At 70.9% G+C, this 23,122-nt stretch carries 18 protein-coding genes; 8 read left to right on the forward strand and 10 right to left on the reverse strand.

The features are described from left to right. Positions 1-45 precede the first annotated feature (45 nt). The 3 genes from murJ to AC1DZC_RS09570 are packed head-to-tail and all read right to left on the reverse strand — an operon-like array spanning position 46 to position 4,354. Positions 46-1,692 (reverse strand): murein biosynthesis integral membrane protein MurJ, encoded by a 1,647-nt coding sequence (murJ, locus tag AC1DZC_RS09560; protein WP_477043081.1) that lies wholly within the window; start codon positions 1,690-1,692, stop codon positions 46-48. Further along, entirely contained in the window at positions 1,689-3,803 is a 2,115-nt protein-coding gene (locus tag AC1DZC_RS09565; RefSeq protein ID WP_477043082.1) for a DUF6049 family protein, read from the reverse strand. Before AC1DZC_RS09565 ends, murJ begins: the two co-directional genes overlap by 4 nt. Beyond that, complete coding sequence (locus tag AC1DZC_RS09570) at positions 3,800-4,354, reverse strand: NUDIX hydrolase (protein WP_477037677.1); 555 nt, start codon at positions 4,352-4,354, stop codon at positions 3,800-3,802. Before AC1DZC_RS09570 ends, AC1DZC_RS09565 begins: the two co-directional genes overlap by 4 nt. An 86-nt stretch (positions 4,355-4,440) precedes the next feature. On the opposite strand from AC1DZC_RS09570, the gene AC1DZC_RS09575 reads away from it, so the two are divergent. Beyond that, a complete protein-coding gene (locus tag AC1DZC_RS09575; RefSeq protein WP_477043083.1) occupies positions 4,441-5,946 on the forward strand; it encodes a CCA tRNA nucleotidyltransferase in 1,506 nt (501 codons plus the stop codon). On the opposite strand, the gene AC1DZC_RS09580 is transcribed toward AC1DZC_RS09575, so the two are convergent. Both AC1DZC_RS09580 and AC1DZC_RS09585 read right to left on the reverse strand, forming a co-directional pair. Continuing rightward, complete coding sequence (locus AC1DZC_RS09580; RefSeq protein WP_477043084.1) at positions 5,933-7,585, reverse strand: PP2C family protein-serine/threonine phosphatase; 1,653 nt, start codon at positions 7,583-7,585, stop codon at positions 5,933-5,935. The two genes, AC1DZC_RS09575 and AC1DZC_RS09580, sit on opposite strands and share 14 nt — an antisense overlap. Next, the gene (locus tag AC1DZC_RS09585; RefSeq protein ID WP_477037674.1) at positions 7,582-8,892 is read right to left on the reverse strand and encodes an MFS transporter; all 1,311 of its coding nucleotides are present in this window, start codon (positions 8,890-8,892) and stop codon (positions 7,582-7,584) included. Before AC1DZC_RS09585 ends, AC1DZC_RS09580 begins: the two co-directional genes overlap by 4 nt. A gap of 781 nt (positions 8,893-9,673) precedes the next feature. On the opposite strand from AC1DZC_RS09585, the gene AC1DZC_RS09590 reads away from it, so the two are divergent. Then, positions 9,674-10,177, forward strand: coding sequence for a hypothetical protein (locus tag AC1DZC_RS09590; RefSeq protein ID WP_477043085.1), 504 nt, complete (start codon positions 9,674-9,676; stop codon positions 10,175-10,177). Here AC1DZC_RS09590 and AC1DZC_RS09595 read toward each other — a convergent pair. The 3 genes from AC1DZC_RS09595 to AC1DZC_RS09605 form a co-directional block, all read right to left on the reverse strand. Further along, on the reverse strand, positions 10,092-12,566 hold the full coding sequence (locus AC1DZC_RS09595; RefSeq protein ID WP_477043086.1) for a DUF7024 domain-containing protein: 2,475 nt from the start codon (positions 12,564-12,566) through the stop codon (positions 10,092-10,094). The genes AC1DZC_RS09590 and AC1DZC_RS09595 overlap by 86 nt on opposite strands. 137 nt (positions 12,567-12,703) lie before the next feature. Then, complete coding sequence (locus tag AC1DZC_RS09600; protein ID WP_477037673.1) at positions 12,704-13,795, reverse strand: inositol-3-phosphate synthase; 1,092 nt, start codon at positions 13,793-13,795, stop codon at positions 12,704-12,706. Further along, entirely contained in the window at positions 13,792-14,442 is a 651-nt protein-coding gene (locus tag AC1DZC_RS09605; protein WP_477037672.1) for a PadR family transcriptional regulator, read from the reverse strand. The genes AC1DZC_RS09600 and AC1DZC_RS09605 overlap by 4 nt, the downstream gene beginning before the upstream one ends. 307 nt (positions 14,443-14,749) lie before the next feature. Between AC1DZC_RS09605 and AC1DZC_RS09610 the strand changes: the two genes are divergently transcribed. From AC1DZC_RS09610 to rplI, 5 genes are all read left to right on the forward strand, one after another. Further along, positions 14,750-17,155: a transglycosylase domain-containing protein gene (locus AC1DZC_RS09610; RefSeq protein ID WP_477043087.1), complete on the forward strand. Its 2,406-nt coding sequence runs from the start codon at positions 14,750-14,752 to the stop codon at positions 17,153-17,155. Between the two features lie 205 nt (positions 17,156-17,360). Further along, complete coding sequence (rpsF, locus tag AC1DZC_RS09615) at positions 17,361-17,654, forward strand: 30S ribosomal protein S6 (protein ID WP_034611334.1); 294 nt, start codon at positions 17,361-17,363, stop codon at positions 17,652-17,654. A 77-nt stretch (positions 17,655-17,731) separates the two neighbouring features. Further along, positions 17,732-18,253, forward strand: a complete 522-nt coding sequence (locus AC1DZC_RS09620) for a single-stranded DNA-binding protein (RefSeq protein ID WP_477037670.1) — start codon at positions 17,732-17,734, stop codon at positions 18,251-18,253. Positions 18,254-18,333: 80 nt separating this feature from the next. Then, positions 18,334-18,570, forward strand: coding sequence for a 30S ribosomal protein S18 (rpsR, locus tag AC1DZC_RS09625; protein ID WP_028051084.1), 237 nt, complete (start codon positions 18,334-18,336; stop codon positions 18,568-18,570). Between the two features lie 14 nt (positions 18,571-18,584). Further along, positions 18,585-19,034 (forward strand): 50S ribosomal protein L9, encoded by a 450-nt coding sequence (rplI, locus tag AC1DZC_RS09630; RefSeq protein ID WP_477037669.1) that lies wholly within the window; start codon positions 18,585-18,587, stop codon positions 19,032-19,034. 64 nt (positions 19,035-19,098) lie between these two features. On the opposite strand, the gene AC1DZC_RS09635 is transcribed toward rplI, so the two are convergent. Next, on the reverse strand, positions 19,099-20,463 hold the full coding sequence (locus AC1DZC_RS09635) for an MATE family efflux transporter (RefSeq protein WP_477043332.1): 1,365 nt from the start codon (positions 20,461-20,463) through the stop codon (positions 19,099-19,101). A gap of 294 nt (positions 20,464-20,757) precedes the next feature. Between AC1DZC_RS09635 and dnaB the strand changes: the two genes are divergently transcribed. Further along, a complete protein-coding gene (gene dnaB / locus AC1DZC_RS09640; protein WP_477037668.1) occupies positions 20,758-22,134 on the forward strand; it encodes a replicative DNA helicase in 1,377 nt (458 codons plus the stop codon). A gap of 117 nt (positions 22,135-22,251) precedes the next feature. Here dnaB and AC1DZC_RS09645 read toward each other — a convergent pair whose 3' ends face one another. Then, positions 22,252-23,106, reverse strand: coding sequence for an SDR family oxidoreductase (locus AC1DZC_RS09645; RefSeq protein ID WP_477037667.1), 855 nt, complete (start codon positions 23,104-23,106; stop codon positions 22,252-22,254). Between the last annotated feature and the right edge of the window lie 16 nt (positions 23,107-23,122).

Here is a 23,122-nt window from a genome sequence, read left to right on the forward strand (position 1 = left end):
CGCTCGACGATGGGGCCGACCCCGCTCGGTCAGGCCCCCTGCATGCTAGCCGCGCCGTCCAGGAAGCCTTCGCAGAACGGGTCCCAGCAGGCTGTCGAGCTCGCGTACCCGCAGCACGCGCAGCCCGCCGACGTACAGCAGTCCCATCAAGGTCCCGACGACAGCGCACTCGACGATCGACGCGACGAACCCGCTGGACAGGGAACGGCCGAGGAGCCAGAGGACCGTCAGACCGACCCCGGCCGCCACGAGCGCCGAGACCCCGGCGCGCGCGTACATCCGCAGCACCCGCGACCCGTCGAGCGACCGGAGCCGCCGGCGCAGGAGCACCTGGGCGTAGAGCATGCCGACGACGTACGACACGCTCATGGCCAGACCGATCCCCACCACCCAGCTCTTCGCGGGCAGGAACAGCCACGAAGCGAACGACCCCGCGGCCACGACGACCGCCATGACGATCTGCACGGGGAGCATCGCGCGGGCGTCCTCGTAGGCGTAGAACACCCGCTGGTACAGCGACCACACGCCGAACGCGGGCAGCCCGACGATCATGGCGAGCGCGATGGGGGCGGTCGCTTCGGCGGACTGCTGCGCCGAGGTGAACAGGAGCACGCGGCACAGCGGCAGGGCGAGCACCGCGATCACCGCGGTGGCGAACACGGTGAACACCCCGACGATGCGCAGGCTCGACGAGAGGTTCCCGCGGACGGCGACGAGATCGTTGTCGTGCGCGTGCGCGGACAGCCGCGTGAACATGGCGGTGGCCAGCGACACCGTCACGAGCGAGTGCGGCAGCATGAAGATGAGGAACGCGTTGTCGTAGGCCGCGTTGCCGGCCACCGATCCCGCTGCTGCGCCGACGGCGGCGTCCGGTGCCGCGGACGCGACCTGGGACACGACGAGGTAGCCGAGCTGCCCGATGCCCAGACCGGCGAGCGTCCAGGTCGCGACCTTGCCGGCCGTCCCGAGGCCGGAGCCGCGCAGACCCCAGCGCGGCCGGTAGTGCACCCCGGCCCGTCGCAGTGCGGGCAGGAGCACGGCGGCCTGGGCGACCACCCCGAGGGTGGCGGACAGCGCGAACAGCGTGGTCTCGGTGGTGGTCAGGTCGGAGGCCTGCACCACGCCGTTGCGCTTCACTCCCTGGAACAGGGCGATGAAGAGCGCGAAGCCGGCGATGGAGACCACGTTGTTGACGACGGGCGCCCACATGTACGGCCCGAAGGAGCCGCGAGCGTTCAACACCTGGCCGAGCAGCCCGTACGCGCCGTAGAAGAACAGCTGGGGGATGCACCAGAACGCGAACGTCACGGCGAGGGTCGTCTGCTCCGTCGGGAAGTTCGAGTAGAGGTTCACGAGCAGCGGGGCGGCGACGGTGAGGACGACGGTGAGCCCGGCCAGCGCGACGAACCCGAAGGTCAGCAGCCGGTCGACGTACTCCTGGCCGGCGTTGCGCTTGTAGGCGCGGACCACCTGCGGCACGAGGATCGCGTTCAGGACGCCGCCGATGAGCAGCATGTAGAGGATGTTCGGCAGCTTGTTGGCCACCGCGAACGCGTCGGCGGCCTGCCCGGTACCACCGATCGCGGCCGCGAGGACCATGGCGCGCAGGAGGCCGAGCGCGCGGGACGCGGCCGTGCCCGAGGCCATGACGGCGGCCCCGCGGCGCATCCCGCCGGCCGTCGGGTCGCTCACGGGTTCGACTCGCGGGAGACAGGCTCCGCAGGATCGGTGACCGGCGCCTCGGCGACCGGCGTCTCGGCGGCCGGCTCGACCGGTGCCGGCGGTGCGCCCTCGATGTCCACCCGGCTGCCGCGTCGCGCGCTCTGCCCGCGGCGGATGGTCCGGATGATGCCGAGCACCAGGCCGATGGCCAGCAGGACGCCGACGACGATCGTGCCGACGCTCTCGATGGTGGGCGTCACCCGAGCGGTGAACGCGACGGGCTCGGACACCGGGGTCCCGTCGGCGGCGGTCAGCCGCGAGACGACGACGACGTCGCAGTTGGCGCGGGCGTGCAGCGTGACGGGCACGAGCGTCTGGCTCTTGGCCTCGACGGAGACCGTCGGCACGTCCTCCACCTCGAGGCAGGGCTTGCCCGGCTCCACGGTGAGCAGCACGGAGACCGGCACGTCCAGGTCGTTGGAGACGGTCATGCGGATCTCGCCGGTCGAGCTGATGACGTTGATGTCGCTCAGCTGCCCGATCGACAACCCGCTGGTGCGCGCGCCCACGTCGGCGAGCACCCGCGCCACCAGGTCCGCCCGCTGCTGCGGCTCGGCGCGCCAGGCGACCGCCAGCGGCGCGACGACCTCGGCGTCGACGCCGTCGAGCAGCTGGTCGGGCTCGCTCGTGACCGTGGAGAACGCCGTGGCCTCGTCCCGCGCGGCGGCGAGCGCACGGACGCTGTCGGGGTCGAGCTCGTCGGCGCCGGCCGCGCTCGCGGGCACGGTGCCCTTGCCGGCGATCTCGTCGGGGCCGAGCAGCGTGGAGGCGTCGGTGAGGTCGACCCAGGGGACGTTGCCGAGCGCGGTCACCAGCGCGGCGACCGACGCGGTGTCGGGCGTCCAGTCGCGACCGGCCGTCAGGAGCAGGTGGGGCTGGTCGGACGTGGTCTCCCGCGTGACGACCGCCAGCTCGGCGAGCGCCCGCTGCGCGGTCGTCGCGGGTGTCGCCTGCGGGTCGACCGAGGTCGGGTCGGTGAGCAGCGCGCTGAGCCGGCTGTCGGGGACGAGCGCGTCGACGGTGCCGGCGGGCGTGCGGACGGCGGTGCGGGCCTGCGGGGTCTTCCCGTTCTTGGGCTGATCCACGTCGACCGACCCTGGTGCGACGACCACCGCGGGCTGGTGCACCTGCGCGGTCACGCCGAGGGTCGTCTGGTCGAGGGCGCCGCCGGTCGGCGTCCACAGGATGCCGGACCCGTCGATCCCGGCCGTCGCGGACGCGTCGACCGCCAGCTGCACGAGACCGGCCTGGTCGGCGTGCGCGGCCGCACCGATGTCGGGGTCCGACCAGGGCAGCGCCAGGACGTCGTGCCGTGCCAGGTCGGAGTCGAGTGCGGCACCCCAGGTCTGCGACCGGCTGCTCCCCTCGGCGGCCAGGGCCAGCAGCGAGGGGTCGACGGCGACGCCGATCCCGGGACTCGTCGCGAGGGTCGCCGCGAGCCCGTCGAGGCGTCCGCCGGGTGCGACGAGCCGGTCGAGCTGCGCTGTCGGAGGTTCGAGCGGGTCCGCACCGGGTCCGACCACCGGCACGAGCACCGAGACGGAGGTCGGCGAGACGTCGGCGTCGTCGGTGAACCAGAGCAGGAAGGTGCGTTCGAGGCCCACCCTGGTCCGACCGTCCAGCACGTCGACGGACAGGCCGCGCGGTCCCCAGGTGTCGGGCAGGTTGGTGAGCTGGATGCTCTTCGCGGCCACGGGCAGCTCGACCGAGACGGACTGCCCGACCTCGAGGGGTCCGGGCAGCGTGACCGTCCCGATCGGCGGGCACGGGCGCTTCGACGTGCAGGTGTCCTCGGTGGTCCAGGCCTCGAGGTCGTCGCGCGTGCTGGTGAGGAACCGGCTCAGACGCAGGGTGACGACCGGGCTCTGGATCGCCTCCGTGCCCGTGTTGGTGAGGGTGGCCCGGACGGTGAGGTCCTCGCCGGGCCGCAGGACCGCGGGCGCGATCTCGTCGACGTGCACGGTGACCGGGAGCTGGGGGTCGTCGTCGGCTGCGCGGGCCGGCGTCGCGATCGCGAGGAGCGCAGGGAAGAGGACCAGGGCCGCGCAGAGCACCCGGCGCAGCGTCGAGCGCGCGCTCATGCCTCGTCGACGAGGACCAGCAGGGCCGCCTCGGCGAGCCGTCGCTCGTTGGGGTAGGCCAGGACGTCGTGCAGCTGGGCGACGGGGATCCACGCGGCCTCCTCGGCCTCGCCGTCCGGGTCGCCCTCGACGGACAGCTCGCCGCCGACGGCGCCGAGCAGGAAGTGGTGCACCACCTTGTGGACGCGACGGTCGTCGCCGCTGAACCAGTAGTCGATGACCCCGAGCCGCCTGAGCACCTCGCCGACGATGCCGGTCTCCTCGGCGATCTCGCGGACCGCGGCCTCCTCGGGCGTCTCCTCGCCCTCCAGGTGCCCCTTGGGCAGGCACCACTCGAGGCGGCCGGCGCGGTTGCGGCGGGCGATCACGGCGGCGTGGTCGACACCGTCACGCCTGCTCACGACGATCCCGCCGGCAGAGGTCTCGTCGACCACGGGCAGCGGCGGCGTCGCCGGCTTCGTGGGCGTGAGGCGGGGGTCGATGCGCAGCGCGTGGCCACCCGGCGGCGCTGGCACGCCCCCGGGGAACGATGGGCGCGCCGGGCTCGACATCCCGCCACTGTAACGACTCGGCGGAGCAGGACCGTCCTGGCGTGCGGGAGCGTCCCCGAGCGCGTGCGACGACCAGACGTCGGCGGATGTCTGGCAGGGTTGGACGAGTGCCCGTCGAACAGCCCGACCCCTCTGACCTCGCCGCCCTGCGCCGACGCGCCCTGGGCGTCCTGAGCAGCCTCCCGTCCGACGCCCTGGAGCTCGGCGAGATCTTCCGGTCCGCCGGTCACGAGCTCGCGCTGGTCGGGGGGCCTGTGCGCGACGCGTTCCTCGGGCGGGCGTCCGCGGACCTCGACTTCACGACGTCGGCGTCGCCCGACGAGACCCTCGCGCTCCTGGCGCGGTGGGGTGACGCGCACTGGGACGTCGGCAAGGAGTTCGGCACGATCGGCGCTCGCCGGTTCGCGGGGCGCCGCACGAGCACGGCGCAGGACGTCGTCGTCGAGGTCACCACGTACCGCACGGACGAGTACGACCCGACGAGCCGCAAGCCGCAGGTCGCGTTCGGGCAGAGCCTTGAGGGGGACCTGTCGCGCCGCGACTTCACGGTCAACTCGATGGCGGTCCGGCTGCCCGAGCTGACCTTCGTGGACCCGTTCGACGGACTCAAGGACCTCGCGGCGGGCGTCCTGCGCACCCCCGTCGACCCGCGGCAGTCGTTCGACGACGACCCGCTGCGCATGATGCGGGCCGCTCGATTTGCCGCGCAGCTGGGCTTCGCGGTCGACGAGGCCGCGCGGACCGCGATCGTCGACATGGCCGACCGCATCGCGATCGTCAGCGCCGAGCGGGTGCGCGACGAGCTCAGCAAGCTGCTGGTCTCGTCGACCCCCCGCGACGGCCTCGAGGTCCTCGTCGACACCGGCCTGGCCGACCACGTGCTGCCCGAGCTGCCCGCGCTGCGCCTCGAGATCGACGAGCACCACCGGCACAAGGACGTCTACGAGCACTCGCTGACCGTGCTCGACAAGGCGATCGCCCTGGAGACCGGCCCGGACGGCGCGGTGCCCGGCCCGGACCTGGTGCTCCGCCTGGCCGCGCTGCTGCACGACATCGGCAAGCCGAAGACCCGTCGCTTCGAGGCGGGCGGCGGCGTGAGCTTCCACCACCACGAGATGGTCGGCGCGAAGCTCGTCGCCAAGCGGCTCAAGGAGCTGCGGTTCGACAAGGCGACGGTGACCGCGGTGGCGCGGCTGACCGAGCTGCACCTGCGGTTCCACGGGTACGGCGAGGGGGCGTGGACCGACTCGGCGGTGCGCCGGTACGTCACGGACGCCGGCCCGCTGCTGGAGCGGCTGCACCGCCTGACCCGCTCGGACTGCACCACCCGTAACCTGCGCAAGGCCGCCCGGCTGTCCGCGGCCTACGACGACCTGGAGCGACGGATCGCCGAGCTGCAGGAGCAGGAGGAGCTGAACTCGATCCGCCCGGACCTGGACGGGACGCAGATCATGGCGATCCTCGACCTCAAGCCCGGCCGCGAGGTGGGCGAGGCGTACACGTTCCTGCTCGAGCTGCGCATGGAGCGCGGACCGCTGGGCCCGGACGTGGCGCGCGACGAGCTGCTCGCCTGGTGGTCTACGCGGACCTGACCACCAGCACGCAGACGTCGTCCTCCTGGTGCGTGCCGACGAGGGACGCGACGAGGTGGTCGCGGATCTCTGCCGAGGTCGAGCCGTCCGGCACGGAGGAGAGCTCGGCCGACAGTGCCGCGATGCCCTCGCGCAGCCCGCGGTCGCGTCGCTCGACGAGCCCGTCGGTATAGAGGACGAGCACGCCGCCCGGCGGGATGCCGATCGCGGCCTCGGGCCGGTCGCGGCCCGCGAGCCCGATCGGCGTGGACAGGCCCTCGTCGAGCTGGATGATCTCGCCGCCGGGCAGACGCAGCAGCGGCGGCGGATGGCCCGCGCGGGCGTAGTTCACGTGGGCGCCGACGCCCTCGGACGACCACCGCAGGTACACGCAGGTCGCGATGTCGGCGATGTCCAGGCCGCGGACCAGCTCGTCCGCGCGCGCCAGCACCGCGCCGGGCGACGAGCCCTCCCACGCGTACGACCGCAGCAGCGAGCGCAGCTGCCCCATCGACGCGGCCGCGCGCAGGTCGTGGCCGACCACATCACCGACCGCGAGGCCGACCGTCCCGTCGGGCAGCGGCAGCACGTCGAACCAGTCGCCACCGACCTGTGCGCGTCGAGCGGACGGGACGTACGCGGTCGCGACGTCGAGGCCGGGGACGTCGGTGATCGTCGGCAGCAGGCTCTCCTGGAGCGTCAGCGCGGCGGACCGTTCGGCCAGCAGCAGCCGCACGTTGTCCAGCGCCAGCCCGGCCCGGCGCTCCAGGTGGGCCGCGGTGACCACGGCGTCAGGGCTGAACTCGTCGGCGTGCACCAGGCAGAGCACGCCGATCACGCGGTCGCGCGCGCGCAGCGGCACCAGCATCGCGGACCCGAGCCCGAGGCGCCGCAGGAGCTCGAGCTGCACCGGGGTCGTGCGGTCGGGCAGCCCGTCGACGTCGATCCGGTACGGCTTCGCGACGAACCCCGGAGCGCTGCCGAGGGCGGCGGCCACCTTGGGCGCCCGCGTCAGCCAGCCGAGGTCCTCGTGCGCGAGCTGGACGGCGAGCTCGTGGTCGGTGGGGTCGCTCACCACCAGGTGGACCCGGGAGAACCGGCCGCGCTCGTCGGTCATCGCGACGAAGCCCCAGGTGGCCAGGGCGGGGATCGCGATGTCCCCGAGCGCGTCGACCGCCGCGTCGTAGTCGAGGTTGCGGGTCAGCTCGTCGCTCACGCGCGCCAGCAGGTCGAGGCGCGCGGTGGCCTGCTCGTCGAGGCTCGGCAGGAGGTCGCGTGCGTGCTCGGCGGGAAGCTGCGTGCTGAGCAGGGCCTGGACGCCGATGAAGTGCGTGGTGTCGCCGGCCTCGTCGGCGACCGGGCTGATCACCACCTGGTTCCAGAACGGCGTCCCGTCGCGGCGGTAGTTGCGGATCACCGTGGCGATCGTCCGGCCCTCGTCGAGCGCGGTCCGGATGCGGGAGACCTCCGTCGGGTCGGTGTCGGCGCCCTGCAGGAACCGGCAGTTGCGGCCCAGCACCTCGTCGGGGGGATATCCCGTCAGTCGTGTGAACGCGGCGTTCACCCAGACCAGCGGCGCGTCGCTCACGCGGGCGTCCGCGATGGTCAGCGCGAGGTCACTGTCCAGGACGGACCGGAGCGGGAGGTCGTCGTGGCTCATGCGGCGACGGGTTCCTGGGCGACCGCCGTCGAGCCCACGCCGCGTGACGCGAACCCGTACACCAGTGCACCGGCCACGTACCCGAAGGCGAGGACGACGAAGAGGCCCTGCGAGTAGCCCGTGTCCGGCAGCGTGAGCGCGCCGAGCGCGGCCGCACCGACGAACGCGGCGTTGTAGAGGACGTCGTAGAGCGCGAACGCGCGGCCGCGGTAGAGGTCGTCGGTGTCCCGCTGCACGATCGTGTCGACGGCGATCTTGGCGCCCTGGGCCGCGAGGCCGAGCAGCACCGCGGCGCTGAGCACGACCGTGCGCGACGGCGTCGTCGCGAGGAGCAGCTGGCTGCCGGCGGCGAGCAGGAGGCACAGGACGATCCACACCTGCGGACCGGTGCGGCGGGCAAGCACGGGCGTGACCAGGACGGCGAGGAAGAAGCCGAGGGCGGAGGCGCCGAGGATGGACGCGAACGTCTTCAGCCCGTCGCTCGTGTTCTGCGGGTCGCTCAGCAGGTTGCGCGCGATGAGGATGCTCGCGATGAACGTGACGCCGTACAGGAAGCGGTGCACGGCCATGATGCCGAGCGCCCGGGCGGGGGTCCGCCGTGCGATCAGGTACTTCGCGCCGACGACGAAGCCGCGGAAGATCAGGCCGAGCTGGGCGCGCAGCTCGGCGGCGTTCGCGCGCTCGTCGGGACCCAGGCGGTCCTTGTCCAGCCGTGTGGACAGGTACGCGGCGGTCGCCATGACGCAGGCCGCGACGATGAGCGCCGTCGCGTCACGCCCGCGTCCCTCGGGAAGGACGAACCCGAGGACCAGGCCGATCGCACCGCCGACACCCGCGGCCGCGGCCCCGAGCGTCGGCGTCAGCGAGTTGGCGGTGAGCAGGAGCGGTCCGTCGACCGTGCGCGGCAGCGACGCGGACAGCGCGGAGAGCAGGAACCGGTTGACCGAGAGGTTCACCAGGGCGAGCACGTAGACGGCCGGCGTGACTCCCGCGGTCAGCATGATCACCGCGATCAGTGCCGTCAGGCCGACCCGGACCAGGTTGCCGACGAACAGAACCTGCCGGCGCCGCCAGCGGTCCAGCAGCACCCCGGCCCACGGCCCGACGATCGTGAACGGCAGCAGCAGCACCGCGAACGCGGCGGCGACGCCCGTGGCGGTGCTCGCGTTCTCCGGGGAGAAGAAGAACAGCGTCGCCAGCCCGACCTGGAACATGCCGTCGGCCGCCTGGCTCACGAGCCGGACGGCGAACAGCTTGCGGAAGTCCCGCAGAGGCCAGAGAGCCTTGAGATCGGCGATCACCTGCACGCGGACATCCTCGCACCCGCTCAGGACACTTCAGGATGCCGATGCCCTCCGGACCCCAACCGAATGGCCCCGGCAGCCGTTCTCTCTTGTGCAGCCGCCGGACAGGGCGCAGGGGGCCTTGTCCGGGGAACGGCGGGCGAGCTCGAAGGGCGCGCATCCCGACGGCGGTGCGCGCCCTTCGCACCTGGACGGGCCGGTCGCCGCGGGTGCTGGACGACGAAGGCGCGCACCCCGTGCAGGACGCGGTGGTGTCGACGCTCTCTGGCCGAGCCCGGGTCACGTCGGTCGACCATGCCGAGGCCTACATACGCCGGGCGATCGTGTCCCGGTTCGTGGACGGCACCCGACGACGGGGGAGTCCCAGGCGCTGTCGCGGGTGGCGGCCGCACCCCCCGCACTCACCGCCGACCCGACCGACCGCGGCCTGACCGACTCGACGTGCTCGCGTCCGTCGACGACGCCAGCCCCGTCCTGCTCTTCCCGAACGGGTGCCCCGTGACGCGTGACCTGCACGAGCTCATAGCCGACGCGGTCGAGCAGGGGACGCGCGCTCGCGGACGCCGCGAACGACTCGGCGCGGGTCGACCGGATGTGTGCGGCCGTCCGTCGTCGACGCGCCACCCGGACCGCGCTCCTGTCGGCGCCCGCGGCCTGCGTCGCGGTCCTGATCGGGGCGGCCGCCGTGTTCGCTGTTCCGCGCCTCGACCCGCCGCCGCCCGCCGTGGCACCGACCCGAGCACATCGGCGACGCCCACACCCACACCGAGGCCCGGCGTTGCTCGTGCGCGGTCTGGTGCTGCTGACGCGTCCGGCCTCCGGCGGCTACGCGACCGACATCCTCCCGTCGCTGCTCGTGCTCGGCACCGGTGCCGGCCTGGCGCTGCCCGGCGTGACCACCGTGATCATGTCCGACGCCTCACCTGCCGACGCGGGGCTCGCCTCCCGCCTGGCCAACACCAGCCAGCAGGTGGGCGGTGCGCTCGGGATCGCCGTCCTCGCCGGCCTGGCCGCGGCACGCACGGAGACGCTGACCGCCGGGGGCTCGTCGGTCGTCGAGGCGCTGACCGGCGGCTATCGGCTCGCCTTCGCGGCCAGCGCCACGCTCGTGGCCGCCGCGAGCGTGCTCACGCTGACGATCATGCGTCCGGGGCCGGCGAACGGCCCTGCCCGTTCCCCTCGCCGCGTCGAAGGGTTGACGGCTACGGGCGGGTGGTGCGCAGCGAGACGAGACCGATGCCGACGGCCCGCGAGTCCGTGGGCGGCGTCGTCGGGGTCGGGACGATGATCTCGATGACGTCCGACGGCGCGCGCAGGTCGAACTCGACCGGGATCTCGGACGGGTTGTCGAGCTGCGACGAGAGCATCACGTGCCGCGTCTGGCCGCCGATCCTGACGGGGATCGGGACGCCGGCGTTCGGCCCGTACGCGCCGGCGCGCACGAAGAGCGTGACCCGTCCCTGGAGCGGGTGGTCGAGCCGGATCCGGACGGTCGTGCCGACGCTCCAACGACCCCAGCTCTCGGCGGCGGCGAGGCCCTCGACGCCGTGCACGAACGACGGGAACGCCGCGGCCGTGAAGTCGATGCCGTCGTCGAGGGAGGGCCGGCGCTCGTCGTCCGGGACGGCGCGGGCGCGCAGGCCGTAGAACCCGATCCCGACCGTGCGCGTCTCGCCCGGCGGCCTCTCGGGGTGCGGGACATCGACGGACACCACGTTCGAGGGTGCGAGCGCGTCGAACCAGACGGTGAGCTCCTGCTCGGGCGCCAGGGAGCCGGGCAGCGTGACGTGCCGGGTCTGGTCACCGATGGTGACCGGTACCGGCACGCCGACGTTGGCGCGGTTCCCCACGGCCCGCAGCAGCAGGGCGATGTCACCCTCGAGGGTGTGCGCGAGCTCGAGGCGCACGGAGTCTCGGACGCTCCACCGTCCCCACTCCTCGGCTTCGCCCAGCCCTTCGGACCCGGCGACGAGAGGGCACAGGTCCGGGTCGGAGAAGTCGATCCCACGCGCCAGGGACGTGCCCAGGGCGGACTCCGCCTCGTCCATCGTCAGGGTGACCGGGGCCGCCATGCGCAGCTCGCTCAGACCCACGCCGATCACCCGGGGGTCGGAGCTCGCCTGGGTGGGGGACGGCACCCGGATCTCGATCGTGTTGGACGGTGCGTCGAGGTCGAAGTGCAGCCACACCCCGTTCTGGGTGTCCTCACCGAAGCGCGCGTACTCGGTGGCGGTCCCGATGGTGACGGGAACCGGCACGTCGATGTTGGCGCCGTGTGCCGCACCGCGCAGGAAGAGCCGGAAGTCGCCCTCCAGGGGATGCTTGAGAACGACCGTGATGGCGTCGGAGCTGCTCCAACGACCCCAAGACTCGGGTGCACCGATGCCGTCGATGTAGTGCACGAAACCCGGAAACCCACGGTCGGCGAAGTGGATCCCGTCGAGCAGGGAACCCCCGAGCTCGGTCGTTGCCGAGGCGAGTGTGTGGGTCGCTCCCGGCGTCCGGAGCGCTGCCCGGTGAGGATTGATCGCGGTCTTGCCCTTGGCCCACGGCGCCAGGACCGCCCGACGGGCCTCGTTCATCAAAGTTCCGCTGCTCTGGCGACGGAGCGCGGCATTGAAACCCTGCTGGTCCATGTTCGAGGCCCAGGTCTGGGTGCAGTAGGGCTCCGTGAACCGGTCGGGCAGCGATCGCTGAGCGGTGGTCAGCTCGTCGACGAGCGCACGGTCCCCGTCGAGGATCTGCTCGATCATCCGGCGAGCGGCGGCGACGTCCGGCACGCGTCCGAGCGTCGTGCTCGAGCCCATGCGGTCAAGCAGAGATCCCTCGTAGAAGACGACCGGCATCCCGTTGATCGCAGCCTCGATCGGGGGATAGTGCACGTGACGAACTTCGCGGGAGTGGTAGTAGAGGACGGCGCACTCGAGGTAGAGCCGGGTGAGCTCCTCGTCAGTCACGAATCCGACGACGTGCGGATCATCGACGGGCTCGCGCTGGATCCCCGCGATGACGTGCGGCAGGTGACCGAAGTTCTGCTTGAACTCTCGATAGATCTTGGCGTGGTAGTCGTCGGTCCGGATGTCCGGGCACACGAAGAGGATCCTCGGATCAGACCCGACCCAGCGGCCGGCATTGGCGAAGAACGAGTCGGGAATGCCGATGGGGAGGTGCAGCGCACGGTGCTGCAACAGCGGCGCCTCCACCTCGTGCAGGTTGTCGTAACCCTCACCGAACCAGAAACGGTCGCCCAGATTCTCCAGCTTGCGCAGGAGAACCGGACCGTTGAGGTCGCGGATGAGCTCGGTGTACGACGTCTCGTTCGGAAGGCCGAAGGCGCGCAGCACGATCTGGCCCTCGAATTTGTCGGTGGTCTCGGCAAGGAGGTCGCGGTGCAGCATGACGAAGGCGGCGCCGAAATAGCGGTTGACGATGCGCGTGATCTCCGGGGTCCAGGCGTCCTCGTAGAGATTGAAGGCGTTGAGCGCCTCGAGAGCCTTCGAGGGAATCGTCAGGGACGCGTCGTGAGAGAAGTCGACGGCCGCGCTCCGGAAGTTCTTGGCGGGAATGATCTTCGGGACGAAGACCTCGTACCCCAGCCGGCGCAGGAGCGGCACCTCGTACGGCATGAGCGTCTTGTGGTTGAGCAACCAGAGGACGCGTGTGTTTCGTCTGAGCATGTCCGATGCCGGGAGTAGAAGTCGGGGAAGGGGCCGAACAATAGCACCGGCGACGAGCCGTCCTCCGGCCGGAAACGACAAGGCGCGCACCCCGKMCGGGGTGCGCGCCTTGTACGTGTCGCTAGAGGTCAGCGCTGTCAGCGCTCGCGCTCACCGGCGATGAAGGCCTCCAGCTCGATGCGACCGAGGGTGTCCTCCATCTGCACGGGCGGGGACTTCATGAAGTACGTCGAGGCCGACAGGATCGGGCCACCGACGCCGCGGTCCTTGGCGATCTTCGCCGCGCGCAGGGCGTCGATGATGATGCCGGCCGAGTTGGGCGAGTCCCAGACCTCGAGCTTGTACTCGAGGTTCAGGGGCACCTCGCCGAACGCGCGACCCTCGAGGCGGACGTAGGCCCACTTGCGGTCGTCGAGCCAGGCGACGTAGTCCGACGGGCCGATGTGGACGTTGCGGTCCTCCTTCTTGCCGCCCAGGGGGCCGGTCAGGTTGGAGGTCACGGCCTGCGTCTTGGAGAGCTTCTTGGACTCCAGGCGCTCACGCTCGAGCATGTTCTTGAAGTCCATGTTGCCGCCGACGTTCAGCTGGTACGTGCGGTCCAGCACGACGCCGCGGTCCTCGAAGAGCTTCGCGAGGACACGGTGCGTGATGGTGGCGCCGACCTGCGACTTGATGTCGTCGCCGACGATCGGGACACCGGCGGCCTCGAACTTCGCGGCCCACTCGGGGTCGGACGCGATGAAGACGGGCAGCGCGTTGACGAACGCGACCTTCGCGTCGATGGCGGCCTGCGCGTAGAACTTCGCAGCGTCCTCCGACCCGACGGGCAGGTAGCAGATGAGGACGTCGACCTGGGCCTCGCGCAGCGCTGCGACGACGTCGACCGGCTCGGCGTCGGACTCGTCGATCGTCAGGGAGTAGTACTTGCCCAGGCCGTCGAGCGTCGGGCCACGCTGCACGGTCACGCCGAGCGGCGGGACGTCGGCGATCTTGATCGTGTTGTTCTCCGAGGCACCGATGGCCTCGGACAGGTCGAAGCCGACCTTCTTCGCGTCGACGTCGAACGCGGCGACGAACTCGATGTCGCGCACGTGGTAGTCGCCGAACTGCACGTGCATCAGGCCGGGCACGTTGCTGCCGGCGTCTGCGTCGGCGTAGTAGTGCACGCCCTGGACAAGCGACGCGGCGCAGTTGCCGACGCCGACGATGGCGACGCGGATGGAGGTCATCCTCGCTCCTTCTCGGTGGTTCGCGGTGGTCCGACTTCGTCGTCACCAGCGGTGGTGTCAGCAACGGCCGGACGACCGGTGCCTGCAGGACGGGTGCGGCGTACGCCGCGCTCGTTGTCGATCAACCCGTCGAGCCAGCGGACCTCACGCTCGACCTGTTCGAGGCCGTGCCGCTGGAGCTCAAGGGTGTACTCGTCCATGCGCTCGCGGGTGCGGGCGAAGGACTGGCGGACCGTCTCGAGACGTTCGGTCAGACGCGTACGCCGACCCTCGAGGATCCGGAGCCGGGTCTCGGCGTCGGTCTGCGCGAAGAACGCGAACCGGACGTCGAAGTTCTCGTCCTCCCAGGTGGCCGGGCCGGACGACGCCAGGATCTCCTGGAGGTGTTCCTTGCCGTCGGCGGTCAGCTGGTAGACGATGCGGGCGCGCTTGGACGCCACGGCGTGGGGTGCGACGACGGACTCGGTGCCCTGGATCCAGCCACGGTCGACGAGCGACTTGAGGCAGGGGTACAGGGAGCCGTACGAGAGAGCACGGAACGAGCCGAGCACGAGGTTGAGTCGCTTGCGCAGCTCGTAGCCGTGCATGGGCGCCTCGTGCAGCAGCCCGAGGATGGCCGGCTCGAGCACGTCGGAACGACCGCGCACGGGGCACCTCCTCAGGCTGTTGGGGTTCTCGATGTATCAACTCGATACATCTGGAGACTATGTCGAATGAGGTGAACGGAGCAAGTCACGTGGCCGACGAGTGAGCCACGCCACGGACAGACCGTCCACCTGCGCTCGTCGTCGGTCGGGCAGGTAGCGATCGTGTGAAGGGTCCGCAACCAGGGCCGACGTCCCAGGTTTCGCCCAGCCGGTTCCTCCATACTGGGCGTCGTCGGCAGAGGCCTGCCCGGATTCACGCGGCCTCACGTCGCCGCGACCACACTTTGTTCAGACGGAAGGCAGCGCGTTGGCAAGCACGAACCGGAGGGCCGCGCCCGCACGGAGCAGGCGCAGTGCACCCCGTGGGTCGAAGCGCCGCACGGCCCCGCAGCAGAAGAAGAAGTTCTTCGACTACCCGCGCACCGGGTTCCACGGCCTGCACCGTTGGCTGCCGTCGTGGCGGGTCGTCGTCGGCACGATGCTGGGCCTGGCCTTCCTCGGTGCGGGCTCCGTCGTTGCGGCGTACGCGCTCACCGAAGTCCCCAGCGCCTCGGCCGAGGACGTCGAGGCGCAGACCACGACCGTGTACTACGCCCCGAACGACGACGGGTCGCCCGGAGCCGTGATGGGCACGTTCGCGACCCAGAAGCGGACGATCGTCGAGTACAGCACGCTCCCGGCATACGTCGGCCAGGCGACCGCGGCGAGCGAGGACCGGGACTTCTACACCAGCAGCAGCGGCATCTCGATCACGGGCATGGGCCGAGCCCTGATCAACAACCTCAAGGGCGGCAAGACCGAGGGCGGCTCCACCCTCACCCAGCAGTACGTCGAGCGGTACTACGTCGGCACGACGACGACGGACTATGTCGGCAAGGCCAAGGAGACGCTCATGGCGGTCAAGATCGCCAAGTCTCAGTCCAAGGACGAGATCATGGGTCGCTACCTGAACTCGATCTACTACGGCCGCGACTCCTACGGCGTTCAGGCCGCTGCACAGTCCTACTTCGGTGTCGACGCCTCGGCGCTGACGGTCGAGCAGGCAGCCTTGCTGGCCGCCGTGATCCCGTCGCCCAACAACTGGGACCCGGCGAACAACCCGAAGAAGGCCGAGGCCCGCTGGAACATCGTGCTCGACGCGATGGTCGAGCAGGGCTGGGTCACGGGCGAGGCGCGCGCCGCGATGGTGTTCCCGCCGACCGTCGCCTACGTCCCGACGAACAGCTGGGGCAAGCAGACCGGCTATCTGCTGCAGATGGTCGTCGACGAGCTGGCCAAGGAGCCCTACGGGCTGGACCGGGACAAGCTCAACCGCGGCGGCTACTCGATCATCACGACCATCAAGCAGCCGATGCAGGACGCCGTGATCGCCCAGGCGGAAGGGTTTGCGGCCGGCACCCTCGAGGGTGAGAACGCGCAGCCGAACCCGCTCGTGCGGGCGTCGATCACGTCGGTGGACCCGACCACCGGGGCGATCGTGGCCCTGTACGGCGGACCGGACTACATCGCCGACGGCAAGAACCGCGCGACCTACGACGCCCCCCAGGCGGGTTCGACGGCCAAGCCGTTCGCGCTGATCGCGGGCCTCGAGAAGGGCATCCCGCTGACGACGAAGTTCAACGGTCGCTCGCCGCAGAAGATCCCGGACTGGAGCGTCCCGGGCAAGGACGACCCCAAGAACAGCGTGAAGAACTTCGACGGCAGCGAGGGCACGATCGACCTCGTGAAGGCCACCGCCGACTCGGTGAACACGGTGTACGCCCAGCTCAACATGGAGGTCACCGCGGCGGCGACCCGCGACGTGGCCAACCGGGTCGGCGTCGACCTCGGCGATCAGAACTCCAACGTCCTGGGTTACGCCTCGGTGCACCCGTTGGATATGGCGGGGGCCTACGCCACCATCGCCTCGGGCGGAGTCCTGCGCACGCCCTTCATCGTCAACCAGGTCAAGGACTCGCACGGCACGGTCGCGTTCGAGCACCAGGTGCAGACCGATCAGGTCTTTGCCGCCGACGTCATCGCCGACACCACGTACGCGATGCAGCAGGTGGTGCAGTCGGGCTCCGGCAAGACGTGGATCAAGCCCCTCGACCGTCCGATCGCCGGGAAGACCGGCACCTCCACGGACAACAAGTCGGCCTGGTTCATCGGCTTCACGCCGAAGATCGTCACCGCGGTGTCGCTGTTCCAGACGAGCGCCGACGGGACGGGCGAGGACTCGATCGCCCCCTTCGGCACCGGAAAGAACTCCGGACAGGTGACGGGTGGCAAGTGGCCCGCGTTCCTGTGGCAGTCGTACATGAAGAACGTCTTCGCGATGCCGGCCTACGCGCCCGTCGAGGAGTTCCCCCCGCGCGCCAACGTCAACACCGACGTCAAGCCGACGGCCCCCGCCCCCACCGCCACCGAGTCGGCCGAGGCACCGGCTCCGACCGAGGAGGCGCCCCAGCAGGTCGCCGTCCCGGCCGGGCTCGAGGGCAAGCTCGAAGCCGACGCGACCGCGACCGTGGTCAACGCCGGACTCTCGCCGAACATCGTCTCCGAGGCCTCGGACACGGTGACCTCGGGCCGGGTCATCCGGATCGATCCCGGCGCCGGTGCGTCCCTCGCCCGTGGAGGCACGGTGACCCTCGTCGTCTCGACCGGCCCGAAGGCCGTCGCGACGCCGACGCCGACCCCGCCACCACCGGCCGCGGACCCCGCGGCACCCTGATCCGCTCCCGGCCACCCGGCCCTGTGCACAGCCGATTTCGGCAGGTGCCCCGGGCCGGGTAGCCTTGGGGGCTGCTGTGCCTGCAGTGTCCGCCGCCATCGGTGGGAGCTGCGGGGTGTCGTCGCTCTACGGACGACGCGCAGCGACGCACGAGAACCCTCCTGCCACGGATCGACCGTGGCCGCTGAGACCAGAGGAGGTGGGTATGAGCCTGCGTCAGTACGAACTCATGATCATCCTTGACCCCGAGATCGAGGAGCGCACCGTTGCTCCGTCGCTCGACAAGTACCTGACGGTCGTCAAGACCGACGGTGGCACTGTCGACAAGGTCGACATCTGGGGCCGACGCCGCCTGGCGTACGACATCCAGAAGAAGTCCGAGGGCATCTACGCCGTCATCGACTTCCACGCGACGCCCGCGACCGCCAAGGAGCTCGACCGCCAGCTCGGCCTCAACGAGGTCGTCCTGCGGACCAAGGTCCTGCGCGCCGACGCCTGATCTCTCCATGTCGGAGGCTGCACATAGCGTGCGCCTTCACATCTTCCGACTGATTCCGAACGAGCGAGGAGCTGGGCATGAGCGGTGAGACCGTCATCACGGTGATCGGGAACCTGACCGGGGATCCCGAGCTGCGCTTCACCCCCTCGGGGGCTGCGGTCGCGAACTTCACCGTCGCGTCCACCCCCCGCACGTTCGACCGCCAGAGCAACGAGTGGAAGGACGGCGACACGCTGTTCCTGCGCTGCTCCATCTGGCGGGAGGCGGCCGAGTCGGTCGCCGAGTCACTCACCAAGGGCACCCGCGTCATCGTGACCGGCCGGCTCGTGCAGCGCTCGTATGAGACCCGCGAGGGCGAGAAGCGCACCGTGTACGAGCTCCAGGTCGACGAGGTCGGCCCGTCCCTGCGCTACGCCACGGCCAAGGTCACCCGGACCCAGCGTTCGGGTGGCGGCGGCGGTGGCTTCGGCGGCGGGGGCGGTGGCGGCTACAACGGTGGCGGCAGCAGCGGTGGCTCCGGCGGTGGCGGTCAGCAGGACGACCCGTGGGCCACGCCCACCGGTGGTTCGGCCGGCTACTCCGACGAGCCCCCGTTCTGATCGGCGCGCTCTAGCTCACAGAACTTCCCCATCCCTGGGCACGGCAACGCCCAGGGCTCCAGCAGACAAGGAGCACCACGATGGCCAAGGCCGTGGTCCGCAAGCCAAAGAAGAAGCAGAACCCGCTCAAGGCGGCGAAGATCGACGTCGTCGACTACAAGGACACTGCGCTGCTGCGCAAGTTCATCTCCGACCGCGGGAAGATCCGCGCTCGCCGGGTGACCGGTGTGTCCGTCCAGGAGCAGCGCGCGATCGCGCGTGCCGTCAAGAACGCCCGCGAGATGGCACTCCTGCCGTACTCGTCGTCGGCGCGCTGAGAAAGGAGACCATCATGGCGAAGATCATCCTGACCCACGAGGTCACCGGTCTCGGTGAGCCCGGCGACGTGGTCGAGGTCAAGGACGGGTACGCCCGTAACTTCCTCGTCCCGCGCAACCTTGCGACGCCCTGGACCAAGGGCGCCGAGAAGGACGTCACCGCGATCCGCAAGGCCCGCAAGGCCCGCGAGATCGCAACGCTCGACGACGCCAAGGCGATCCGCGACTCCCTGCAGTCGAAGGCCGTCGTCGTGTCGGCCAAGGCCGGCGAGTCGGGCCGTCTGTTCGGTGCCGTCACGACCGCCGAGATCGCCGACGCGGTCAAGAAGTCGGGCGCCCCGCAGATCGACAAGCGGAAGGTCGAGATCGGTCAGCCGATCAAGGCCCTCGGCGAGTACCAGGTGTCGGTCCGTCTGCACGCAGACGTCTCCGCGACGGTGACCGTCAAGGTCGTCGCAGCCTGACCTCAGCTCCACCAGCAGCGCCCCGTTCCCTCCAGGGAGCGGGGCGCTCCTGCGTCCGGCGGCCTCAGGCGCCGGTGACCATCCAGTGGGTGCCGCGTGCGCGCAGGCCGGTGGTCAGCGCGCGGGCGAGCATGAAGACGCCCGCGAACGCGGCCCAGAGCCACGCCAGGCCCTGAGCGGGTCCGGACGGGGACGCGTGCTGCACGGCCAGCGCGAACGGCACGTAGACGACGAGCGTCCCGAGGCCCGCCCAGGCGAGGAACCGTCCGTCGCCGGCGCCGATCAGCACGCCGTCGAGCACGAACGTCCAACCGGCCATGGGCATGGTCAGCCCCGCGACGACGAGGGCCGCGGTGGCGGCGTGCTGGACCTCCGACGACGAGGTGAACAGCGGCACGTACAGCCAGGCGAGCCCGCCGAGCACGAGCCCGAGCAGCGCACCCGCGCCGACCCCCCACTGCAGCGTCCGGCGCAGGAGGGCGCGGACCAGGGGAACGTCCGAGGAGCCGAGGGCGTGGCCGACGAGGGCCTGGGCGGCGATGGCGAGCGCGTCGAGCGCGAAGGCCGCGAGACCCCAGACGGCGCTCACCACCTGGTGCCCGGCGAGGGGCACGGGGCCGAGGCTCGTCGCGACGACGACCGTGAGCAGGATGGCCAGGCGCAGCGACAGGGTGCGCACGAACAGGGGTGCGCCGGCGCGGGCGTTGGCCAGGATCCCGCCGACGGCCGGGCGCAGGGCGGCGCCGACCCCGCGGGCGCCGCGCACGACGACGACGCTCAGCGCGAGGCCCATCGTGACCTGCGTGATCGCCGTGCCGAGCCCGGAGCCGGCGATGCCCATGCCGACGCCGTAGACGAGCACGATGTTGAGGATCGCATTGCCGACCGCTCCGGCGGTCGCGACGACGAGCGGGGTGCGGGTGTCGAGCAGGCCGCGCAGCGCTCCGGTCGACGCCAGGACGAGGAGCATCCCGGGCAGGCCGGGGGCCGACCAGCGCAGGTAGGTGACGGCCTGCTCCGCGACCTCGCCGGTCGCCCCGAGCGCGCCGACGAGCCACGGCGCCGCGAGCCAGGTGGCGACGGCGAGCACCGCGCCGAGGCCCAGCGCCAGCCACATGCCGTCGACACCGAGCTGCAGGGCGCCGGTGCGGTCGCCGCTGCCGAGGCGTCGCGCGACGGCCGCGGTGGTGGCGTAGGCGAGGAAGACGCACAGGCCGATGACGGTGATGAGGATCGTCGACGCGAGCGCGAGGCCAGCGAGCGGGGCGGTGCCGAGGTGGCCGACGACGGCCGAGTCCACGAGCACGAACAGCGGTTCGGCGACGAGCGCACCGAGGGCAGGAACGGCGAGGGCCAGTATCTGCCTGTCCACGCCAGGGCGAGTGTGTCCGACAGGTGAAATCCCGGCCAACCTTTCCTCGATCCACAGGAACCATTCAGCGTTTGCGCCGGTCCGAGCGCCAAACACGGGTGAAACTGCCCCGTCGTCCACACCCCTGTCCACGGACTGTGGGCAACGCGCCAGGGTTATCCACAGGCCATCGACAGTTCGTCAGGGCGTGTCCACAGAACCACGGACGGCTCCCACAGGCTCCGCGAGCCGCGTTTTGACGTCCGCCCGATAGCGCATAGCGTCCGGGAGCGAGGACGTTCTGTGGGCCTCGCGCGGGCGAGTGTCACACCCCCAGAGTACATATGTTCGAACGATGACGATGGGGAAGCGATGACGATCGAAGAGCTCGAGTACGGCGCGCCGGCCAGCTCGAACCGTGGTGGCGGCGGCTACGACCGCACCCCGCCGCAGGACCTCGACGCCGAGCGTTCGGTGCTCGGCGGCATGATGATCTCCAAGGACGCGATCGCCGACGTCGTCGAGCAGATCCGTGGCACCGACTTCTACCGCCCGGCGCACGAGGTCGTGTACGACGCGATCCTCGACCTCTACGGCCGCGGGGAGCCGGCTGACGCGATCACGGTCGCCGACGAGCTGACCAAGCGCGGTGAGATCGGCCGCATCGGCGGTGCGCCGTACCTGCACACCCTCATCTCGTCGGTCCCGACCGCCGCCAACGCCGGCTACTACGCGCGGATCGTGCGCGAGCGCTCGGTGCTCCGCAAGCTCGTCGAGGCGGGCACGCGCATCGTCCAGCTCGGCTACGGCACCGACGGCGGCGACGTCGACGAGATCGTGAACAACGCCCAGGCCGAGGTCTACGCGGTCACGGAGCGGCGCTCGTCGGAGGACTACCTCATCCTCGGCGACATCATCGGCGGCACGGTCGACGAGATCGAGGCGGCCGGCCACCGCGGCGAGGGCATGATCGGCGTGCCCACGGGCTTCTCGGACCTCGACCGCCTCACCAACGGCCTGCACCCCGGCCAGATGATCGTCCTGGCCGCGCGCCCCGCCATCGGCAAGTCGACCATGGGCATCGACATCGTCCGGTCGGCGTCGATCAAGCACGGCATGACGTCGGTCGTCTTCTCGCTCGAGATGAGCCGCAACGAGATCACCATGCGTCTGCTGTCGGCCGAGGCGCGCGTGCACCTGCAGAAGCTGCGCAACGGTCAGATGGGCGAGGACGACTGGGCCAAGATCGCCGCGACCATGGGCAAGATCTCCGAGGCCCCGCTGTTCATCGACGACTCCCCGAACATGTCGCTCATGGAGATCCGCGCCAAGTGCCGGCGCCTCAAGCAGCGCCACGACCTGAAGCTCGTGGTCATCGACTACCTGCAGCTCATGTCGTCGGGCAAGCGCGTCGAGTCCCGCCAGCAGGAGGTCTCGGAGTTCTCCCGTGCCCTCAAGCTGCTGGCCAAGGAGCTCGAGGTCCCGGTCATCGCGATCAGCCAGCTGAACCGTGGCGCCGAGCAGCGCACCGACAAGCGCCCCCAGATGAGCGACCTGCGCGAGTCGGGCTCGATCGAGCAGGACGCCGACATCGTCATCCTGCTCCACCGCGAGGACGCGTACGAGAAGGAGTCCCCGCGCGCCGGCGAGGCCGATGTCATCGTCGCCAAGCACCGAAACGGTCCGACCGACACGTTGGTCGTCGCGTTCCAGGGCCACTACTCGCGCTTCGTGGACATGCAGGCCTGACCGGCCTGCTGCTGGACGCGCGATCGGCGCACCTGTCGAGATGCAGGGTTCTTCGACTGTTCGGTCTGGCTAGTCCGACTACCCGGCTTGTCCGAGTTCGTCTTCAAGCCCGTGCGCTCATCCGTGGTTCCGGAGGAAGTCCTCGAGGCTGGTCGGCGGGGTGCCGGTGATCTTCTCGACGGCGTCTGTCGGGTCGGCCATGACGTTGCTGGCGATGGCGGTGTAGGTGCTGACCCACGCGTCGAGCTGCCACGGCGGGGCGCCGTAGGGGGCGCGGGAGGCGTAGGCCTCCTCGATCGTCTCGTCGTGGAACGTGACGGTGCGGCCGCGGACGTCGTTGATGATGCGGGCGACATCGGCCAGCGACAGCTCCTGTGGGCCGGTGAGGTCGTAGGTGTTCCCGGCGTGGGCGTCCGGGTCCAGGAGCACCGTGGCTGCGACGCGGGCGACGTCGGCGCGAGCGACGATCGCGCACCTCCCGCTGCCGGCCGGGCCACGGATAACGCCGTCTGTGCCGACGAGCTGCTCCATGAAGTCGATGTAGAAGGTGTCGCGCAGGAACGTCCACGCCATGCCGGAGGCCGACAGGAGCTCCTCGGTCGCGTAGTGGTCGCGGGCCAGGGTGAACGTCGCGTCAGGCGCTGCCGCGGCGAACGAGGTGTAGACGACGTGCCGCACGCCGGCCGCGGCGGCCGCGTCGATGAAGGCGGCGTGTTCGGCGGTGCGGGTGGGACTCTCGTGCGCGGAGACCATGAACAGCACCTCGACACCCTGCAGTGCCGCCTCTGACAGGTCGTGGTTGGCGTAGTCGATGCGTGCGACCTCGGTGACAGACCCGAGCTGCGGCAGTCGCGGACTGGCTGGGTCGCGTACGAGCAGCCGCTGCGCGCGGCCGGCGGCGTCCAGGTGTGCGGCGACGAGCCCGCCGATGTGGCCCGTGGCACCGGTGACGGCGATGGTGGGCTGGTTCACGGGAGGGCTCCTTCGG

This window comes from Cellulomonas sp. P2_B4, assembly GCF_056404795.1.

Bases quoted from the DNA above. Each gene is read 5' to 3' on its own strand.
- AC1DZC_RS09565 (WP_477043082.1), bottom strand. From the start codon at position 3,803: ATGAGCGCGCGCTCGACGCTGCGCCGGGTGCTCTGCGCGGCCCTGGTC.
- AC1DZC_RS09570 (WP_477037677.1), bottom strand. From the start codon at position 4,354: ATGTCGAGCCCGGCGCGCCCATCGTTCCCCGGGGGCGTGCCAGCGCCG.
- AC1DZC_RS09575 (WP_477043083.1), top strand. From the start codon at position 4,441: ATGTCTGGCAGGGTTGGACGAGTGCCCGTCGAACAGCCCGACCCCTCT.
- AC1DZC_RS09580 (WP_477043084.1), bottom strand. From the start codon at position 7,585: ATGAGCCACGACGACCTCCCGCTCCGGTCCGTCCTGGACAGTGACCTC.
- AC1DZC_RS09595 (WP_477043086.1), bottom strand. From the start codon at position 12,566: ATGCTCAGACGAAACACACGCGTCCTCTGGTTGCTCAACCACAAGACG.
- AC1DZC_RS09600 (WP_477037673.1), bottom strand. From the start codon at position 13,795: ATGACCTCCATCCGCGTCGCCATCGTCGGCGTCGGCAACTGCGCCGCG.
- rpsF (WP_034611334.1), top strand. From the start codon at position 17,361: ATGAGCCTGCGTCAGTACGAACTCATGATCATCCTTGACCCCGAGATC.
- AC1DZC_RS09620 (WP_477037670.1), top strand. From the start codon at position 17,732: ATGAGCGGTGAGACCGTCATCACGGTGATCGGGAACCTGACCGGGGAT.
- rpsR (WP_028051084.1), top strand. From the start codon at position 18,334: ATGGCCAAGGCCGTGGTCCGCAAGCCAAAGAAGAAGCAGAACCCGCTC.
- rplI (WP_477037669.1), top strand. From the start codon at position 18,585: ATGGCGAAGATCATCCTGACCCACGAGGTCACCGGTCTCGGTGAGCCC.
- dnaB (WP_477037668.1), top strand. From the start codon at position 20,758: ATGACGATCGAAGAGCTCGAGTACGGCGCGCCGGCCAGCTCGAACCGT.